This is a genomic window from Pseudidiomarina sediminum DSM 21906 (assembly GCF_000423165.1).
GTDB lineage: Bacteria > Pseudomonadota > Gammaproteobacteria > Enterobacterales > Alteromonadaceae > Pseudidiomarina > Pseudidiomarina sediminum.
The window spans coordinates 582,675-600,392 of sequence record NZ_KE383983.1 but is presented as its reverse complement, the minus strand read 5'-3'; the positions used below and the strand labels follow the sequence as shown (position 1 = coordinate 600,392).

At 50.6% G+C, this 17,718-nt stretch carries 14 protein-coding genes; 4 read left to right on the top strand and 10 right to left on the bottom strand.

All coding sequences use genetic code 11. From position 1 onward, the window contains the following. Positions 1-22: 22 nt before the first annotated feature. Positions 23-1,057, bottom strand: a complete 1,035-nt coding sequence (locus G535_RS0108125) for an undecaprenyl-phosphate alpha-N-acetylglucosaminyl 1-phosphate transferase (RefSeq protein WP_157981185.1) — start codon at positions 1,055-1,057, stop codon at positions 23-25. 92 nt (positions 1,058-1,149) lie between these two features. Further along, positions 1,150-2,316, bottom strand: coding sequence for a nucleotide sugar dehydrogenase (locus tag G535_RS0108120; RefSeq protein ID WP_026861608.1), 1,167 nt, complete (start codon positions 2,314-2,316; stop codon positions 1,150-1,152). Between the two features lie 149 nt (positions 2,317-2,465). Between G535_RS0108120 and G535_RS0108115 the strand changes: the two genes are divergently transcribed. The 4 genes from G535_RS0108115 to wecC are packed head-to-tail and all read left to right on the top strand — an operon-like array spanning position 2,466 to position 6,463. After that, positions 2,466-3,191: a WecB/TagA/CpsF family glycosyltransferase gene (locus tag G535_RS0108115; protein ID WP_026861607.1), complete on the top strand. Its 726-nt coding sequence runs from the start codon at positions 2,466-2,468 to the stop codon at positions 3,189-3,191. A gap of 15 nt (positions 3,192-3,206) precedes the next feature. Beyond that, the gene (locus tag G535_RS0108110) at positions 3,207-4,040 is read left to right on the top strand and encodes a glycosyltransferase (protein WP_026861606.1); all 834 of its coding nucleotides are present in this window, start codon (positions 3,207-3,209) and stop codon (positions 4,038-4,040) included. Next, the gene (wecB, locus tag G535_RS0108105; RefSeq protein WP_026861605.1) at positions 4,037-5,182 is read left to right on the top strand and encodes a non-hydrolyzing UDP-N-acetylglucosamine 2-epimerase; all 1,146 of its coding nucleotides are present in this window, start codon (positions 4,037-4,039) and stop codon (positions 5,180-5,182) included. Before G535_RS0108110 ends, wecB begins: the two co-directional genes overlap by 4 nt. 3 nt (positions 5,183-5,185) lie before the next feature. Further along, positions 5,186-6,463 (top strand): UDP-N-acetyl-D-mannosamine dehydrogenase, encoded by a 1,278-nt coding sequence (gene wecC / locus G535_RS0108100; RefSeq protein WP_026861604.1) that lies wholly within the window; start codon positions 5,186-5,188, stop codon positions 6,461-6,463. Here the strand turns inward: wecC and G535_RS0108095 are convergent. The 8 genes from G535_RS0108095 to G535_RS0108060 all read right to left on the bottom strand — a co-directional run bounded on the left by G535_RS0108095 (position 6,460) and on the right by G535_RS0108060 (position 17,622). Next, entirely contained in the window at positions 6,460-7,713 is a 1,254-nt protein-coding gene (locus G535_RS0108095) for a glycosyltransferase (protein ID WP_026861603.1), read from the bottom strand. The two genes, wecC and G535_RS0108095, sit on opposite strands and share 4 nt — an antisense overlap. A gap of 5 nt (positions 7,714-7,718) precedes the next feature. Beyond that, on the bottom strand, positions 7,719-8,873 hold the full coding sequence (locus G535_RS13260; RefSeq protein WP_051207068.1) for a polysaccharide pyruvyl transferase family protein: 1,155 nt from the start codon (positions 8,871-8,873) through the stop codon (positions 7,719-7,721). Between the two features lie 24 nt (positions 8,874-8,897). After that, entirely contained in the window at positions 8,898-10,154 is a 1,257-nt protein-coding gene (locus G535_RS0108085; protein WP_026861602.1) for an EpsG family protein, read from the bottom strand. A gap of 2 nt (positions 10,155-10,156) precedes the next feature. Further along, positions 10,157-11,089: a Wzz/FepE/Etk N-terminal domain-containing protein gene (locus G535_RS0108080; protein WP_157981186.1), complete on the bottom strand. Its 933-nt coding sequence runs from the start codon at positions 11,087-11,089 to the stop codon at positions 10,157-10,159. Positions 11,090-11,106: 17 nt separating this feature from the next. Next, positions 11,107-13,338 (bottom strand): heparinase II/III domain-containing protein, encoded by a 2,232-nt coding sequence (locus G535_RS0108075; protein WP_026861600.1) that lies wholly within the window; start codon positions 13,336-13,338, stop codon positions 11,107-11,109. A 52-nt stretch (positions 13,339-13,390) separates the two neighbouring features. Then, positions 13,391-14,461 (bottom strand): nitroreductase family protein, encoded by a 1,071-nt coding sequence (locus G535_RS0108070; protein WP_026861599.1) that lies wholly within the window; start codon positions 14,459-14,461, stop codon positions 13,391-13,393. A gap of 97 nt (positions 14,462-14,558) precedes the next feature. Next, positions 14,559-15,863, bottom strand: coding sequence for a flippase (locus G535_RS13255; protein WP_051207066.1), 1,305 nt, complete (start codon positions 15,861-15,863; stop codon positions 14,559-14,561). Between the two features lie 124 nt (positions 15,864-15,987). Next, the gene (locus G535_RS0108060) at positions 15,988-17,622 is read right to left on the bottom strand and encodes a hypothetical protein (RefSeq protein WP_126775152.1); all 1,635 of its coding nucleotides are present in this window, start codon (positions 17,620-17,622) and stop codon (positions 15,988-15,990) included. Positions 17,623-17,718 lie beyond the last annotated feature (96 nt).

The following is a 17,718-nucleotide window of genomic DNA, read 5'->3' as shown; positions in this document are numbered from 1 at the left end:
CTATGTTCCCCTGTCGATAATTTTAGTTATGAGTTTCTACGTCACGATGTTGACGCACCCAAGAAACAATCTTCCAGATGTTCTTGAGCATTAAGAGGTAGAGTACAAAAATTGCTACGAAAATGCTAAGTACAATTGGTTCAGGTACTGCAAACCACTCAAGGGTTAGACCCAAGCCTAGCTTAGCAACAGCAATAATGCTGATGATTGTGAGCGCTTGGCGTGCTGAAAAGCCTGCGCGCATAAAGATGTGATGCAGGTGCTCACGGTCAGGTTTAAATGGTGACTGCCCTTTCATGACACGCCGCGACAAAATCGCAAACATGTCCATTAAAGGTACGGCAATCAACCACAATACTGCGACTGGACGCACTGAGCTTAGGTCAGGCCGAGAATCAAACCAGCTCTCAAGAACACTTTCTGGATGGGTCAGCATCACCAATAACCAGACCACGGTGAAGCCGACCAGCATTGAGCCACTATCACCCATAAAGATTTTGCGCACCGGGCGTAGCTTGAAGCCTAAGTTCCGGACCAAATACGGGATCATCGCACCAAACAAAATGGTTGCGACAACTAAAGGCAAGTATTGATTGTGCATCAGCGCCAGCAAACTGATACCCGCAAAGGCCACCATCGCCATCGCCCCAAGCAAGCCATCAATACCGTCAATCATGTTGTAGGCGTTCATCGCCGCAACAATACACAGCAAGGTAAACGGCATCGACAGAGGGCCAAGCTCAATCACACCGGTGCCGAATAGATCGCCAATGTGGGTAATTTGTACGTCGGCGCCAAACACCACTACAGCGGCAGCAAGCAGCTGCGCGATAAAGCGCACGCCAGCGTCAATATCATAACGGTCATCGAGGGCGCCAATCAGCACCATAAAGCTCGAGGCCACAAGGAATAAGCGAATGTTTACTTCTAGCGGGAGAATCGCCACCATCATGATCATCATGGTGCCGTACACGGCGAGGCCACCGACTAAAGGAACCGGGACACCATGCTGCTTGCGCTCGCACGGGTGGTCTACCAATGCAGTACGCCACGCCATAGGAATTAGGACGTTACATAACACGCTCGACAAAGCGGTAGCGGCTATTAAAACCATCCAAATATTCATCTATACCAGATTCCCTGTCTTTCTTAATCGTTGTTATAAATGTCTCGGGTATACACTTTATCCGCGACATCGGCCAGCTCTTCCGCCATCCGATTGCTAATGATTATATCCGATTTCTTTTTAAAATCTTGTAATTCTTTTTCGACAGCGCAGTTGGCAAAGCGTGATTCCGTTACACTCGGCTCATAAACAATCACCTCAATACCACGCGTTTGCAAGCGTCGCATAATGCCTTGAATCGCACTTGAGCGGAAATTATCCGACCCCGCTTTCATCACCAGTCGGTACACGCCAACCACTTGTGGTTGTTTCGCCGCTATCGCTTCCGCGATAAAGTCTTTACGCGTACGGTTGGCATCTACAATGGCGCCAATCATCACTTGTGGCACGTTATCGTAATTTGCCAACAGTTGCCGGGTGTCCTTCGGCAAACAATAACCACCGTAGCCAAAGCTCGGGTTATTGTAATGATTACCGATGCGCGGATCTAAACACACCCCATCGATAATTTGCCGCGTGTCTAAGTCGTGATGCGCCGCATAGGTATCGAGCTCGTTAAAGAACGCCACTCGCATCGCCAAATAAGTATTAGCAAATAATTTGATAGCTTCAGCTTCTGTCGGCTCAGTATATTGCACGGGCACGTCAGTCTTGCGCGCACCTTGTTGTAAAAGTTGTGCAAATTGCTCAGCGCGCTCAGAACACTCCCCGACGATAATGCGTGACGGGTACAAATTGTCGTGTAACGCTTTACCTTCACGCAAAAATTCAGGCGCGAACATGACCCGTTCGGTGCCTAATTCAGCGCGCTTTTTTGCCACATACCCAACAGGGATGGTTGAACGAATCACAATGTGACACGAAGGGTTCGCTGCCAGCACCTGCTGCAGTACCGCGTCGACGGATTGGGTATTAAAGTAGTTGGTTTCTGGATCATAGTCGGTGGGGGTTGCGATCAGCACCCATTGCGCCTGTGCGTAGGCACTTGTAGCGTCCGTCGTGGCCGTCAATGACAACGTTTCATTGGCAAGGAAGTGCTCAATATCGGGGTCTTTAATTGGGCTTTGTTGCTGATTGATTTGTGCCACTTTTTGCGCATCAATATCGACCGCTGTTACCCGATTATGTTGTGCTAATAACACGGCGTTGGAGAGTCCAACATAGCCTGTGCCAACCACCACGATATCCATAGCTATCCTTAATCATATGTTGGTGTTTTTAAACCAGCCAAGAGTTTAACCAACCCTTGGATCAATGTCATCATCGTAGCCTTGCAAGATTGCAGTTTCGTGTAAGCCTAGCTAGAATGCCCGCACTAAATAGAGGTATAAACTATTCCATGCAATCGACTTCGACAAACCTCGTCACCGTTGGCGGTATTCAAGTCACCCCCTTTTCGTCAATGGCTGCCGCGGTCGCACATATTATCCAAGCTGATGGCAGCGTCTTACCAGGGTTTGGTATCGCCATTAACCCTGAAAAAGTGATGCTAGCCCGCGCCGATGATCAGCTTAAAGCGCTGATCAATGACGCTTCATTGCGCTTTCCTGATGGCACCGGTGTGGTGCGCACAATGTCACAAAAAGGTGCGCCAACCGTCCGTATACCAGGTTGCGAGTTATGGGAAGCGCTGATGCAACAAGCGGCAACCCAGCAATTACCAGTGGTCATCATCGGTGCCAAGCCTGAAGTGAACGCCGCCTGCGCGGCAAAATTGAAAGCTCAAGGTACCCCGGTTGTTGCCGCTATCGACGGTTACTTTAGCGACGAACAGCAATTGCACGACGCTTTGCTGCAACATCGCCCGAAAATCGTCACGGTCGCCATGGGCTCACCACGTCAAGAGAAGCTGATCCAACGGCTGCGCCAAGTGTACCCCGACGCTTTTTATCTTGGCGTAGGCGGTACTTATGATGTGTTTACCGGTTTTGGTAAGCGCGCGCCGAAGCTGTTTTGTGACCTTCATCTCGAGTGGTTTTACCGTTTGTGCTCGCAACCAAGCAGGCTCGGTCGCCAACTTAACCTCGTGCGTTATTTGGGGTTACATTTACGTCGCCAACTATAACAAGACAAGGACGCTATGCTGATCTCGGTTTATATGCCCTCTCACAATCGCGGCCCATTGCTGAATCGCGCGATGGATTCAGTGTTAGCGCAAACGCACCAAGACTTGGAGCTCATCGTCGTTGACGATGGTTCTTCCGACGGTACGTGGGAGGTGCTACAAGCGTATGCGGCACGCGACAGTCGCGTTAAGCCCATCCGCAACGAACAACCACAAGGCGCTTGTGCTGCGCGTAACAAAGCGATTGCTGCGGCAGCAGGGCAACTCGTCACCGGTTTAGATGACGATGACACTTTCACGCCAGACCGACTCGAAACCTTACTCAAGCATTACGACCCGCGCTATGCGTTTATTTGCTCCGGCTACTACTGGACCGATAACAAGCGCGCCAAACCCGTGATGTGCAGCAACAAAGTTATCACGCTCGCAGAGCAGCTCGACGCCAACCATGCCACCAATCAGGTCTTGGTGGAGCGTGAGCGCATGTTAGCGATCGGTGGTTTTGATGAAGACTTGGTGGCCTTGCAAGACTACGATTGTTTTACCCGACTCATTAAAGCCTTTGGTCCAGCCTATCGCCTCGGCCAACCGTTACAGTCGATTTATGTCGACCATGGTGGCGTGCGCATTTCCAATCAAACCAAAAGCCGCAAGGGGTTCGCGCGCTTTTTAGAAAAGCACGGTGCTGACATGGGCTGGAAGCAGCGACAAAATCATGCATTTTGGTTAAAAATGCGCATACAAGAACCCTTTTCGGTTAAAGAACTGTTAAAATCGTTGCCGGCCGGCCATCTTAAAATGAAACTTGGTCACTTATATCGTTACGGTTTGAGGTTAAAAGCAGCATGACAACAGCACAAAAAAAGTTTCTTGTCGTCTTTGGTACGCGTCCAGAAGCCATTAAGATGGCTCCTCTTGTCAAAGCGCTGCAGCAGGTACCAAGCTGGGACGTACGCGTCTGTGTTACGGCGCAACATCGAGAGATGCTCGATCAAGTGCTGCGCCTGTTTAACATCACCCCTGAATACGATTTGAATTTAATGCAGCCGAAGCAGAGCTTAAATCAGCTCGCAGCACGGGTGCTCACAGAAATTGAACCGGTACTGACCGAGTTCGCACCTGATTTGGTCTTTGTTCACGGCGACACCTTGACCACCTTAACCACGGCGATGGCTGCTTACTTTCAACAGATCCCAGTGGCCCACATTGAAGCAGGGTTACGTACTGGCAATATTTATTCGCCATGGCCAGAAGAAGCCAACCGCAAGCTGGTTGCCGGGATTACCCGCTGGCACTTCGCCCCAACGCCAGCATCGCAAGCCAACCTGCTCGCCGAAGGTGTCGATGCGACCACCATTCATGTAACTGGCAATACAGTTATTGATGCGTTGCTACATGTGCGCGACGAGCTTGAGCACAATGCAGCGTTGCAGCAAGGTTTCGCGGAGCAATTCGATGCGGTAACCGGCCCACTGGGGCAAAAGATGATTTTGGTGACCGGGCATCGTCGAGAGAGTTTTGGTGCCGGTTTTGAGCGCATTTGCAGTGCGCTGGCCGAATTAGCGAAAGCCAACCCTGACACCCAAATTGTGTACCCTGTGCACTTGAACCCGCATGTACAAGAGCCGGTCAAACGCTTGTTGTCAGACATTAGCAATGTGCACTTGATTGCACCGCAAGACTATTTGCCGTTCGTTTATCTGATGAACCGTGCCACCGTCATCTTGACCGACAGCGGTGGTATCCAAGAAGAAGCACCGTCGCTCGGCAAGCCAGTTTTGGTCATGCGTGACACCACCGAGCGGCCAGAGGCAGTGGCCGCTGGCACGGTGAAACTAGTTGGTACCGATACCGCGAAAATCGTCAGCGAGACCCAACGTCTGCTCGATGACGTGGACTATTATCAAAGCATGAGTCAGGCACACAACCCCTACGGTGATGGCACCGCTTGTGCCCAAATCGTCGCACTTTTGCAGCAGGAGTTAAGTTAATATATGCAGCAACCCGGACAACAACCTCACACCGTTTCGGTGATTGGCCTTGGTTACATCGGTCTACCGACCGCCGCAGTGCTGGCGAAAAACGGGGTGAACGTGATCGGTGTCGATGTCAACGCCAACGCGGTTGCCACAATCAATGCTGGCGCTATTCACATTGTCGAACCGGGCCTTGCCGATGTGGTCAAGCGCGCCGTGCATGACGGCCTACTCCGTGCCGTCACCTCGCCTGAGCCAGCTGATGCGTATGTGATCACTGTACCCACGCCGTTCACTGCCGACTACGACGCTGATTTAAGCTACATCAAAGCTGCCGCACAAGCCTTAGCGCCGCACCTTAGCGTTGGTAACCTAATTATCTTGGAATCGACCTCACCGGTCGGCACCACCGAACAACTTGCCGATTGGCTTGCCGAAGCACGGCCTGATTTAAGCTTTCCGAAAACCCATGGCGACGAGGCCGATATTCAGCTCGCCTACTGCCCTGAGCGCGTTTTACCCGGCCAAGTCATGCATGAGTTGGTCCAAAATGATCGCGTGATCGGCGGCTTGTCAGCCAAAGCAAACGCGCAAGCTACCGCGTTGTATAACACCTTTTTGAAAGGTGACTGCTTACTTACCAACGCGCGCACTGCGGAAATGGCGAAGCTCACCGAAAACAGCTTCCGTGACGTCAATATCGCTTTCGCCAACGAGCTCTCGTTGATTTGTGATCACCTCAGTATCAATGTTTGGGAATTGATTCGCCTAGCGAACCATCACCCGCGCGTCAATATTCTTCAGCCAGGCCCCGGTGTTGGTGGCCACTGTATCGCTGTTGACCCGTGGTTTATCGTGGCTTCAGCACCTGAACAAGCCCGCATGATCCGGACCGCGCGTGAAGTGAATGACTTTAAGCCGGACTGGGTGTACCAGCAGGTACAATGCACCATTCAAGCTGCCGCCCAGCAAACGGGGAAAGCGGTGGACGCGGTCAACGTTACCTGTCTTGGTTTAGCGTTTAAAGCCAACATCGACGATCTACGTGAAAGCCCAGCACTCGCCATCGCACAACGTATTGCTGCGGCACACAGCGGCACCACCATGGTGGTTGAGCCGAACTTGCCAGCAACCGCACAACCGGTTGCAAACGCAACCTTAACCGCCTTAGATGAAGCACTCAGCGAGGCAGACGTTGTGGTCTTATTGGTTGACCACACGCCATTCAAAGCCATCACGCGGGCGCAATTAGAAGGGAAACTTTGGGTCGATACCCGTGGCCTTATCGACGGCTAATCGTTCTGCGCGAGCTGGGTCAGTTCGCGCACCATCTTCTGATAATTCTTCTTCGCATCAAAATGCTGTGCCACATGCGCCCGCGCAGCCGCACTCATGCCACCTTGTGCATTCGCAGCAACGACTGTGGCAATGGCTTCGGCAATCGCCACAGGGGTCGGCGCAGCATCGAGTAACACGCCAGTTCCTGCGGGCAACAACTCTGCGATAGCTCCAACATCGGGCGCCACCACTGGAATGCCATAGGCCATTGCTTCCATAATCGATACCGGCATCCCTTCTGATTCACTGGTATTCACCAAACACGTAACGTCTTGCTTGGCTAGCAATGCACACACCTGCTGATTGGACAGTTGGCCAAGCCAATTCACCTGCACCTGCGCGCTTTGCCCAAAGCGCGAGTTCGCCTCTGCTTGTAGCGTTTCTAACAGCTCACCACTGCCAATGTGCGTCCATTCAATGCGCCAATCAGGGAAACGTTCGGCAAGCACAGCCAGGCTGGCCAGCATTTTATCCAGACGTTTTAGACCAATCACGTTCGCAATCGAGAGCAAACGTAGGGTTTGCCCAGGCGCTTGCGCCACAACCTGATCTAACTCAGGCATACGCACACCCAGTGGCGCGATGCGTGCATCAACACTGTTGGCGTTGTATTGCGTTTGATAGTAAGCGCGACCGTTAGCAGCGAGAAAATAGAGCCGGTCAAAGTCGTTGGCAAACTGACGTTTGAAGGGTGAGTAATGGATCGCAAAGCGTGATTCGTACAGGTCACCGCCATGAACCCGCGCCACCAAATGACGAATGTCACCACGGCGTTTCGCCATTGCAGCGGCGAAGCTATAGGGGAAATTCCAATAGCAGTACATCACGTCAACCGGTCGCTCGCAGCGCGCTAAAAAGCGGTTCAGCGTTGTGACCGAACGTTCCACTTTAATTGCCGACAAAAAGACCCGAACAAGACCGCGCGGGGTGAATTTTTTACGCATCCATAGTTGTTTGAATTCATGATAAATATAAGGCCGTGTGAGGGCGCGCAACGCGCGCCACGCATCGGCAACAGGATGGTCCGCGCGCTGATGCTGGACGACCTGAATTCCCTCAGGCACTGGGCGCCGTGGTGGCCCACACTCAAAGGGTAGCAAGGTCACTTGGCAATCGGCTTGTGCTGCCCAATGGGCAACTTCCGACTCGAAGTAAGCCTCGCCCGTTTGAAACGGGAAACTATGGGTATAAATCACAACATGACGCATGAGGCTTAGCGCTTTTCAAACAAGGCAAAAACAGCATCCCACATCTGCTTTGCCGCCTCACGCTGCCAATCGCCAGCGGCCTGTACGGTAGCTTGCAACTCACTGTATCGGGCTGCATCGGTAAGCAAGAGGCGTAGGTTTTCAACCGCCTTCTCCGCGTCTTGATTCACATCAAACAACTGCTCGGCACACTCATAATCACCTAACAGCTCTTGGTATTTGTGACTCCACCCCGTTGCAAGCACGGGGATACCTTGCGACAAAGCGCTCACAAGACCATGAAAACGTGACGACACCACCAATCGTGACTGCCCAATCACCCATTTGATCTTCAGTGCATGGCCAGGGTCAAGCACCGGTACAGGTGTTGCCAGTTGTGCGTTAATGTCGCGCGCCAACTGACGATCTGCGTCAGCTTCGTGGATCAATAAAAAGGGTTTTGCACCTGCCTCTTGCGCGGCACGTAAGGCGGCCACCATAAAAGCAACATACTGACCATCGTCTTGGCGCTTGGCCAGCATTTGCGCATTTGGAATAAAACAGGTCTGGTGCAACTGCGCGTCCCAGCTGTCACAGGCAATCCCTTTGATTAAGTTGGTAAAATCAGGACACTTCGCTAAATGAGCGGGTTTGTTTTCCGCATCACAACCGAGCAGATCCAAGCAATATTGGAACGAATGCTGATCGCGTGCGAAGACCAAAGAGGCTTGCGTCAAAATCGGTTTAAACACCGCTTTGGAAGCTTCTTTTTCAAACGGACCTAGCGCTTGTGGCAATACCACCACAGGTTTCCCTTTGCGGCGTAACTTGCCAATACTGCTGGCAAGGCGGTCGCGTGCGACCGCCGGGCTCCATTGATCACCGTAGGAGAAACCTGAAGCATCGAGTACCACGTCAATGTCGCTTTCATTGACCATGCCAAACATGGTACGAAGCCGCTGCGGCAACAACTTCATTGGAGCTAACCAGTTGATACGCTTGCGGATATAGCGTGTTTTCTGCCACAAACCATAGCTCGCACGACGTTGGTAAGGGCCGTGTGGTTCCACCACGAAACGTGCCGCAACACCACGCTCTTCAAACTGTGCAATGATCGCATGCAGCATTAATTCAGCGCCTTTATTGGCAAAGCTAATCCCTTTTACTTCAACTGTTAACACTGGTTTCTTCTCCTTCGAGGCTGGTTAGCGTGTCCGCCAGCCTTTGTAGTAAATCACGTCTTCTTCAACATATTGGTCGAAAAGTTGCACCTGCTCGGCACCGGTCACATTTTCCGGCACGATCAGCGGATCTTTGTAATAAAAATTGGGCTCATCCAGCTGCATCACGTAGGTGAAGCTTAAATAGCATAACACGACGTACGCGGGGCGAATAAGGTGCGCGAGACGGTGCCGTTTAATCAAGGCTTCGCTCAGGTAAACCACCATTATGGGTAGTAAAAACAGCAATGGGTGCACAAAACGGTAAAAGTTTTTACCAAACACAAAACCAAAAGCACCAATCAGCAAAAAATACAAAATCACGTTTTTTAAGAAGCGATTCTCACATTGCAACATCACCAACACGCCCAAGACCAACGGCACAATGTAGACCACGGCGTTTTCGGCATTGAAGCCTAAATCTTGGCTCATGACCTTGGCGATGACATACGAACCTAACGCCATTAATACGCCCCCGACAACAAGGCCGGCGATCAGTAAGTAGCCGGCGTATTTCGCCAGACGAGTGAAATCGAGAGGCTCTTTTAACGCACGTCCATACAATAACGCGGGGAAGAATAGGATCGCCGTCGCGCCGTGTAACGAGAAGCCGACAAGGTAAAGCAAAATGCCCTTTTTCCGTTGCTCATGGGCAACATAATGCAATGACAACAATAAAATGGGTAAGGCCAAACACGAGCGAATAATCATCCACTGAATTTGAAAGGTCTTGAAAAACATTAAATAGCAAAGCAAACAAAATAACGCCCAATGCGCTCCGGCGTAGGCTTTGGCAAACCGCAGGTAAGCCCAGAGTGACAGGGCAACAATGCTAAAAAAGTATAAAAATAAATGCGTATCGGTCAGCCCTTGAATGGCGTAAGACAAGTAAGCAAAACCAACATCACCATTCTTAGCATAGAGTACCGTTAGCGGCAGCACAGAAAGAAAGCTGGAATAGGCTTCATAGGCTAACAAATACGACGGCAAGTCATCTGACTTACCGTACAAATAACCTAAATGACGACTCGCAATCAGCATGGCAAAAGCGAAGACCACCAAAACCGCGAGTGCCTTTGACTGCACCCGCATTACCGCTGCCACAAGTGCGACCAACGGCACCCACGCAAACAAAGGCAACACCACATAGGCTAACAGCAACAGCAACACGCTAAGCAATTGCGTTTTCTGAAGTGTTAGCGATGGGACATTGCCCTCATACGGGAGCGCTAAATCTTTCATGGCTAAGTGCTTTTTCGTGGCCAGATAATATCTTTCAAAACCACCACAACCAACGCCAAAATGCCGCCAAGTAAGGTAATGACAAAACAAATCAATGGGCGGTTCGGGCCCGATTTCTCTTGCGGCACAATGGCCGGATCAATCGGTTTCAACACATAGTCGTCACGGACATTGGCGAGCATTGCTTTTTGTTGTTCTGTTTCAATCAATTGATACAGCACCTGTCGCATGGTGGTGAGTTCCGTCTCGCGCAGTTTCTTCTCTAGGTACGCAATGCTGGCTTCACTTTCTTCAATATCAGCAACGCGAATCAATTCATTGACCTCTTGGATCATCCAGTCGACCCACTGCTTCGCCAGCTCCGGCGACTCATGCTCAAACGAAATGGTCACCAGTTGGGTCATCTCATCTTGCTTGGCGTTCAAGCGGCTATTAAACGACTTGTGCGCTTCCCAAAATGACGGCTCTGGGGTGTACGGAGGCTCAACCTCGCGCACCCATTGCTGCGTCTTAGGATCGTAAAGCTTAGTGTTATAGACCAAGTTGCCGGTGGCGAGGTCCCACTTTTCGACAGCCATTAGCGGCACTAAAATGTCATATTTCTCAATGAAATAACGGCTAAACTTGCGCGACTTTAAGGTTTCAAGCGCAATCATTACTTTGTCTTCTTTGGAGTTGCCACCAAGGTTGACTCCAGCCAAGCTAGCAAGGCCACCAAACTGTCCAGCAAGAGCTGCTAAACCGCCGCCTTCTGAGTCTGCAGCTGGCGCTAACTTCGCCTGCGCGGTATAAGTGTTGGGAATGGATAACGCCACAACTACCGAGGTTACGGCAAAGACGAAGGTGATGGCCAAAATCAGCCACTTTTCGCGCCACATGAGCGCAATCAAGTAGACTAAATCGCGCTTGTTGGTTGTCGTTGTTTCGCTACTCACAGAACTCTCCATTTATTTTAATTATGCGTGCTGACGTGCACCGCGGGGGCCGCACTCGCTAGATCACTTAACAACAGGGTATAGCGCCCAAGTTCAACAGTATAAGTCATTGCCGCTGCATTCACCGCCTGTACTGTCGCCATCGGTTGATTCGCCTGTGCCGCAGTGCGTAATTCAGTGACGGCAAGCAGTTGCTGATCGGTGCCAGTAAATTCTAGCACTGGCGCCGGAAGGCGTTTGCCAAAGCCCGGTTGTACCCAACCTTGGGTGTAATTATCGTCGTCAACGCCTTGCCATTTGGTCACCGTTAACGCCGTATTTGCCGCGACTTGCACACAATAGGCTTTATCGCTGGCAAGCGTAATTGTCTGGCACTGTGCGCTGGCGGCGACCGGCGTCACATCAGCATCCATCGGGAAATGATACACCAGCTTGTAATCCTGTGACGTGCCCGCTTTCGACATGGCGATATCGATCACACTCCAACGCGGCGTATCACCATCGCGTTGCGTCACGACCAAGCGCCAATGTTGATAGCTTGCTTCATCAATACGCCCGAGGCTGTAACACATCTCCTCGTGACACGCCGCGTCAAGCACTTTAGCATCATTGGCAAAGGTCGACTGCTCATCGACGATCAACGTATTGTGCGCATAAGCTGAACGGTAATACGCACGTTTCGGGCTGTTATATAAGTACGGCCCACCTGCATCAATCAATAATGCATCACCGTTGTCTGTCGCGATGACATTTCCCGCATCATGATGACCATGTGAAAACAGCTTTTTGCCGAAATCGGTAAACGTAAAAACCTCATTACGGCTGTACGCGTAGCCCGGACGTTGAATCACGTAGCCATCGCTGTCCGCCACATAGTTCGCCAGCAAGGGTGTGCCTTCAGCGCCTTGTGTCGCTAGGTGTCGAGCATAAGCAGAACTAATCGCGCCTTCCTCAACAATGCGTAAGAGTCGCTCGGTCCAAATGGTGCGTTGATAATCGGTATCACCTAACGCCGTCGCTCCACCGTTGCGATAAATCAAATGGGCGGCAAAGGCCACCATTTCGCTCAGGTTTTCTGCCAATTCCTGTAACGGCTCTGCCGTCATGGTATGCGCCAATTGATTGGCTTGAATAAACAGCTCCATCGCAATGAAATGATAGGTCGTCGATTGCTCGACCGACACCCCTGAAGTGGTATTTACCATCTCCTCAAAAAGCTCATTCATGCGAACCAACGCTTCTTCTCGGTAGCCACGCAACGCACTTTCATACGGCGCAATGAAGCTAAAGTTATAGAGCGCTAAGGCATGATACATGCTGTGGTTGTGCGCAAAGTAACGCGGATCGTGCAGCAAGTCGACGAGCTCGTCCGCATGATCGCGTAAATACCCCTGCATCTGCTGCAATTGGGCATTACTCCAGCGCGCGTGACCATACTTTTGGTAAAAATAGCTGAGTGCTTCCATCCGCCACGCAACAGCATGATCATTCCACGCCATATAATTATTGGAGCCACCTCGCTGTACCTTGCTAGCGTAGTCAAACAAGTAATGTTCTAACTGTTCAAGCACCGCTTTATCGCCGCTACGCTCGAATTCAAAGTCATATGCGTACAACCAACCAAGGCTATGATAATAGAGCAACCAGGTGTTATTGCTGTAGGGATCTTCTTGCCAGGTGGGCTGTGTCGGTAACGCCCAAGGTTCAAACGTCGTGCGCGGCGCTTGAAACGCCCCCTGCTCAATCAAAACCTTGGCTTGCTCAGCATTTTGCCACTGAAAACCGTTTGAATTAAACAAAAGCGCTGCGGGCGCGGTCGCATACCAATCAAAAGATGCTGATACCGCGTCAGCGTGACCTGCTTGTTGCACCACCAGTTGTACTGCCGCAACATGATCAAATCGCTCGGTATCGGTAAACGCGGTGCCCAAGCTGAAATGGTGTGAACGCTGTCCCACATTCAGACTCACTTTGGACTGCTTGCGCGTCTCACCGTTTTGGTCGCGCCATACAATCGTGACCGTGCGAGCCTTGCCGACAGCTTTATCGGTGGTTAATGTTACCGCCAGCTCAGCGCCACTCTCGACAACCGTTGGCGCATCACTCAAGGTGACTGTCTCGACCACCGCAGCCGTAACATCCGGTGTTGGCTGTTGTGCGCTATCGCCAGAACCGCAACCGACTAACACGAGCAACGCCAGCAAGTAACTGCTTTTCGCCATGCACGCTTTTGCAATCCACTGCTTCATTTGTGCTCCTTTCTTATGCTTGTTTGCGACACAAACATGAAGCCATCACGGCTTATTTCACTAAGGTCACGTCGCTTTTCTTCGCCGAAAACGGAATGCCGCCTTCAGGATCAGCGTAGCCCACAGCCAACAACATGATCGGACGTTGGTGCACTTTCAGGCCCAGCTCTTGTTGCATTTGTTGTTCACGATGCTCGACATCTGGCCAGTTGATTGGGCAGGTCGATAACTGCATGGTTTCCAACGCGAGCATCAGCTGCATTGCAGCCAATGAACCATCGATATAAATACAGTGTCGATCACGCTCCATTGGGTAAGCGTTCAGGTCACCGACAACCACAATCAGCGCCGGAATATTGTCGGCAAAACCAACAGTACCGCCGGCAAATTTGGCAATTTTACTGGCGCGCTTGGCGTTATTGATGAGATAAAACTCATACGGCTGACGATTACAGGCCGAAGGCGCCAATGAGGCTAAGTTTACCGCTTCGCGCAATTTGTCTTCAGGCACGGGTTTAGGTAAATACCAACGGGTTGAGCGACGCTTTAAAAAAAGTGTGGCGAGTTGCTCAGTGCTCACCGGGCTTTCAGGCAAACTGCTCTGTGGGTAAGGCGTCGAGGAGGACGCACTCGCCGCTTGGCAATGCCGATGTTCCGCTTGGCTGTAGAGCTTACGTACTTTCGCGATGACTGGGGTATCGGTCACCGCGGCGAAATAGGCGTCCAAGACATCTTTCGCCCAGCGCATTTCGTCGGCTTGGACTGTGCCTGCTTGATCAGCGCGCAAGTAACATACCACAGTCTCTTCAATATAGGCCTCTGCGAAACTCGGACGTCGCGGGCGCATAATGAGGCCTTTTTCCAAACGGTGGGTATTGCGGCGCAACAACACACAACTCTCTGCAATCTCATGGAGTGAACGCCAGTAAGCAATACGCCCTTTCAGCACCCCTTGATGTTCGCGGCCAAACCCCCGATTAAAAAATAGGTAATACAGTGAAGCAGTCCACTTTGACACAGCAAAGACCGGTAGTAGGCTGCGGTCAATACGTGCTCCAAATTCGCGCACCGAATGAACGAACGACTTTGGAATAATGCGTCGTGCAAAACTACGAATACTCATAATATAAGGGTAGGTCCAAGTGTTATAATATCGTGCTATTTTCGCAAACTTGACCGGCTTCTACCATAGTTCATTTGCGCTCCTTTGGCTCCCTCACCTAACCTTTACGTGTCAGCATGTGCCAATACCGGTAGCCCAGCGTAAATGGCAGTAACATGGCGCGGGTCATAGTCAATGCGAGGGGGCGTGTCGACGCGGACAACCAAAATGCCACATAAGACGCACAAGCATAGGAGAGAATCGTTGCAACGGCGGCACCTTCGCCCTGCCACTGCGGAATAAGAATGAAATTAGCAATAATATTCAACACCGCGCCAATACCATGGCTGATCAAACTAAAGTGCAACAGCCGTTCGGCAATCAGCCATTTACTGGCCAGCGCGCGCATGAATACAAACACACTCGCCCAAATATGAATCACTAAAATCGCCGCTGCCGCTGCGTAGTCCTCACCAAACAACCAAGGCACCACAGGGTCAGCCAAAAGAGTAACAGCAATGGCTAACAGCAGCGCCACACAAAATAGCGCGTCACAAAGCTGCTGCAGACGCTTTTGATAATGTTCGGGCGCAGTTTTCTTCAATGCTAGCAAGCCAGCAAAAAACGACGTCGCAATCGCAGTCGCAAAAAAGTACCAAACTTCAGAGAGCTTAACGGCAACAGCATAAACGCCTACCTCAGCCCGACCGGCCAGGTGCCCCAACATGACTTGGTCGATTTTCAAATACAATACCGCAGCAATGCCTGACAAAATCAGCCACGACGATTGCTTTAACAATTGCATGCCGTAGCGCCAATCGACTTTTCGCCACACAAAACCTGTCGATTTACTCTTATACAGCAATAGGTAACCTGCTCCCCAAGCAAAGAATTCAACTGCGTACACGCAAGCGACCGCAATGACTGACGGGTAAAATAGTGCGAAGGTGATTTTACCAATCCCTGCAACGATAATGACCGTTGCGCGCATCTTCACGACATAACGCGCTGTTACGTTGGCTTGAAAGTAATACTCGACAACTTGAAAGGCTTGCAAGGTTGCAGCAGCCCCAATCACGGTCAGACTTACGCGTTCGGCAACACTCATTGAACTGAACCAAGCCCACAACAACAAACCCAATAATCCCACGGTGGCGCCGACCAAACGACAGGCTGCAGCAGTGCTCATGATCTGCGTTTCACGGCTCGGATGCTCCACCAGCTCACGCATAATGAGCGCATTTAAACCCAATGCAGATAAGGGTGTAACTAAAGCGACGAGCGCCAGCACGTAATTAAGTTCCCCAAAGAGCTCTGGCCCTAACTGCCGGGCAAGTAGCAGCGCAACGAGTAAGTTCATTGCCATAGTGACGACTTTCTCGCTCATCAACCATGAAGAGTTCTTTAAGGCGGCTCGAATCATTCCATTTGCTCTTGTCGTTATATCATTTGGTATGTGTAAAAAATCTCAGGCAAAAAAAAACGCTCCCTCGGGAGCGTTTTATCATAATGGTTTTCATTACTAATACTAGGTTTACACCAAGTAATTAGTCGATGATGCCGTTACCTTTGTACAAGTCAACATCAGTACGTACTGAGTCGTTTTGTACCCAACCACGGTCAGAACCGTTCACGTTGTACGCAGAGTACACAGAGATGTTAGTTGGGTAGTCAGCTACGTTCACAGTCAATGAGAACTTGCCGCTGCTGTTCAATGCGCCGTCTTGGAACAAGAACTCGCGAACTTCACCAGCGATAGAAGTAACACCAGGGTTAGCCAATGCTTCTAACTGATAAGGACCGTAGATAGTACCGTCTTCACCCATAGCTTCAACCCAGATGATGCGATCAACATTTGGATTTTCTGGAGCTGGCCCTTCGCCGTTACCGTTATCTGGGTTACCGCCAGGCAATACATCGTCGAAACCTGGATCACGAAGATCGTTAGTTACGTAGATGATTTGGCTGATCGGAGTTACTTGACCAGACTCAGCTTGCTTGCTGAAAGGCATGTAAGGGATGTGCGTGATAGAACCGTTAACAGTCCACTCACCTGCAAGTACTGCGCCAAGGTCAGTTTCACCGTAGTACGGGTCAGTCAACAATACGCCATCTTCAACAGCACCAGTGTAGTTAGTGTCGAAGTTGTACCAGTTTACTGTAGCAGACAACATGAAGTCGCCGTCTTGCTTAGGATTCTGACCTGAATCAGGGTTAGCTGACATCAAATCAAATACTAAGTCGGTAGGTACATCTACGTCGTCACAGCGGAATTTGAAGTCATTCGCAGTGTGGCTTACGTATTCACAACCGTTAGTCGCAAGGATAGTTTCCATGCCAACAGTTGGATCAACAGAAGCGATCCAGCCGAACATGTTGTCACCAGAAAGGGTGAACAAGATTTCTTCGTCAACACCTGGATCTACGTCAACTTCGTAATCCCATGCGCCGCCGTCAGGGTTGTTGGTAGTACGAACCCAGAATACGCCCATAGAATTCCAAACTTGGTCACCGTAGGTTGAACCAGGAGCTTCGTCACGGAATGAACGACGGAAATCCCAAACGTCCAACTCACCTTCAAAAGGAGCTGCGATGTCTAGGTAGTACTGGTCACCCATTTTGAACAATTGCGTAGTATCGCTCATTGGTGCAGATACTTCGTCAAAAGTGTATACAGGTGCAGTCAAAGTTGTACCTGGTACCCACTTGTCGTCTTCTGGACGAGAGAACGTGCTGAATACAACACCGTTTTGAGCAACAACTTTCTGCGCGTCAAAATTGAAGCGACCGAAGTCGAAGTTGATACCGATAGTAGTATCAGTAACGTTTACTTCGCTCAATACTGATACACGGTAAACCAAGATGGTGTCGCCGCCTTCAGTAGACTGTGCACGGTAGTCAAGAGTTACACCCTTCATACCTGGTGCAGGTGGAACGGTAAGGGTTGCAGGAGCGCCGCTGATGTACGCATCGCCTTCTAAGCGAAGGTAGATTTCGTCACCCACACGATATTCATCGTGGATGTCGATAGATACGTTTTTCGACAAAATTTCGTCCATAGTAGACATGAACTCGTTTGTCGCATAAGTAGTGCTTGTAGGAGTGACGTCTGCAGCCATCGCTCCTGCGCTAGCGCCGGCAATTGCCAAAGCTACTAGCGAACGTTTAAACATGTTTGTCATGATGTTCTCCAATTTCATGAAATAAGAGAATCAGGCTCGTCATGTGCCTTCATCCCTGTTGTTATCAAATTGACATTGTTGTGATTAGCAACGCCG

Excerpts from the sequence above, each read along its gene's own strand:
- G535_RS0108125 (WP_157981185.1), bottom strand. The coding sequence starts at position 1,057 with ATGGCGTGGCGTACTGCATTGGTAGACCACCCGTGCGAGCGCAAGCAG.
- G535_RS0108120 (WP_026861608.1), bottom strand. The coding sequence starts at position 2,316 with ATGGATATCGTGGTGGTTGGCACAGGCTATGTTGGACTCTCCAACGCC.
- G535_RS0108115 (WP_026861607.1), top strand. The coding sequence starts at position 2,466 with ATGCAATCGACTTCGACAAACCTCGTCACCGTTGGCGGTATTCAAGTC.
- G535_RS0108110 (WP_026861606.1), top strand. The coding sequence starts at position 3,207 with ATGCTGATCTCGGTTTATATGCCCTCTCACAATCGCGGCCCATTGCTG.
- wecB (WP_026861605.1), top strand. The coding sequence starts at position 4,037 with ATGACAACAGCACAAAAAAAGTTTCTTGTCGTCTTTGGTACGCGTCCA.
- wecC (WP_026861604.1), top strand. The coding sequence starts at position 5,186 with ATGCAGCAACCCGGACAACAACCTCACACCGTTTCGGTGATTGGCCTT.
- G535_RS0108095 (WP_026861603.1), bottom strand. The coding sequence starts at position 7,713 with ATGCGTCATGTTGTGATTTATACCCATAGTTTCCCGTTTCAAACGGGC.
- G535_RS0108085 (WP_026861602.1), bottom strand. The coding sequence starts at position 10,154 with ATGAAAGATTTAGCGCTCCCGTATGAGGGCAATGTCCCATCGCTAACA.
- G535_RS0108075 (WP_026861600.1), bottom strand. The coding sequence starts at position 13,338 with ATGAAGCAGTGGATTGCAAAAGCGTGCATGGCGAAAAGCAGTTACTTG.
- G535_RS0108070 (WP_026861599.1), bottom strand. The coding sequence starts at position 14,461 with ATGAGTATTCGTAGTTTTGCACGACGCATTATTCCAAAGTCGTTCGTT.
- G535_RS13255 (WP_051207066.1), bottom strand. The coding sequence starts at position 15,863 with ATGATTCGAGCCGCCTTAAAGAACTCTTCATGGTTGATGAGCGAGAAA.
- G535_RS0108060 (WP_126775152.1), bottom strand. The coding sequence starts at position 17,622 with ATGACAAACATGTTTAAACGTTCGCTAGTAGCTTTGGCAATTGCCGGC.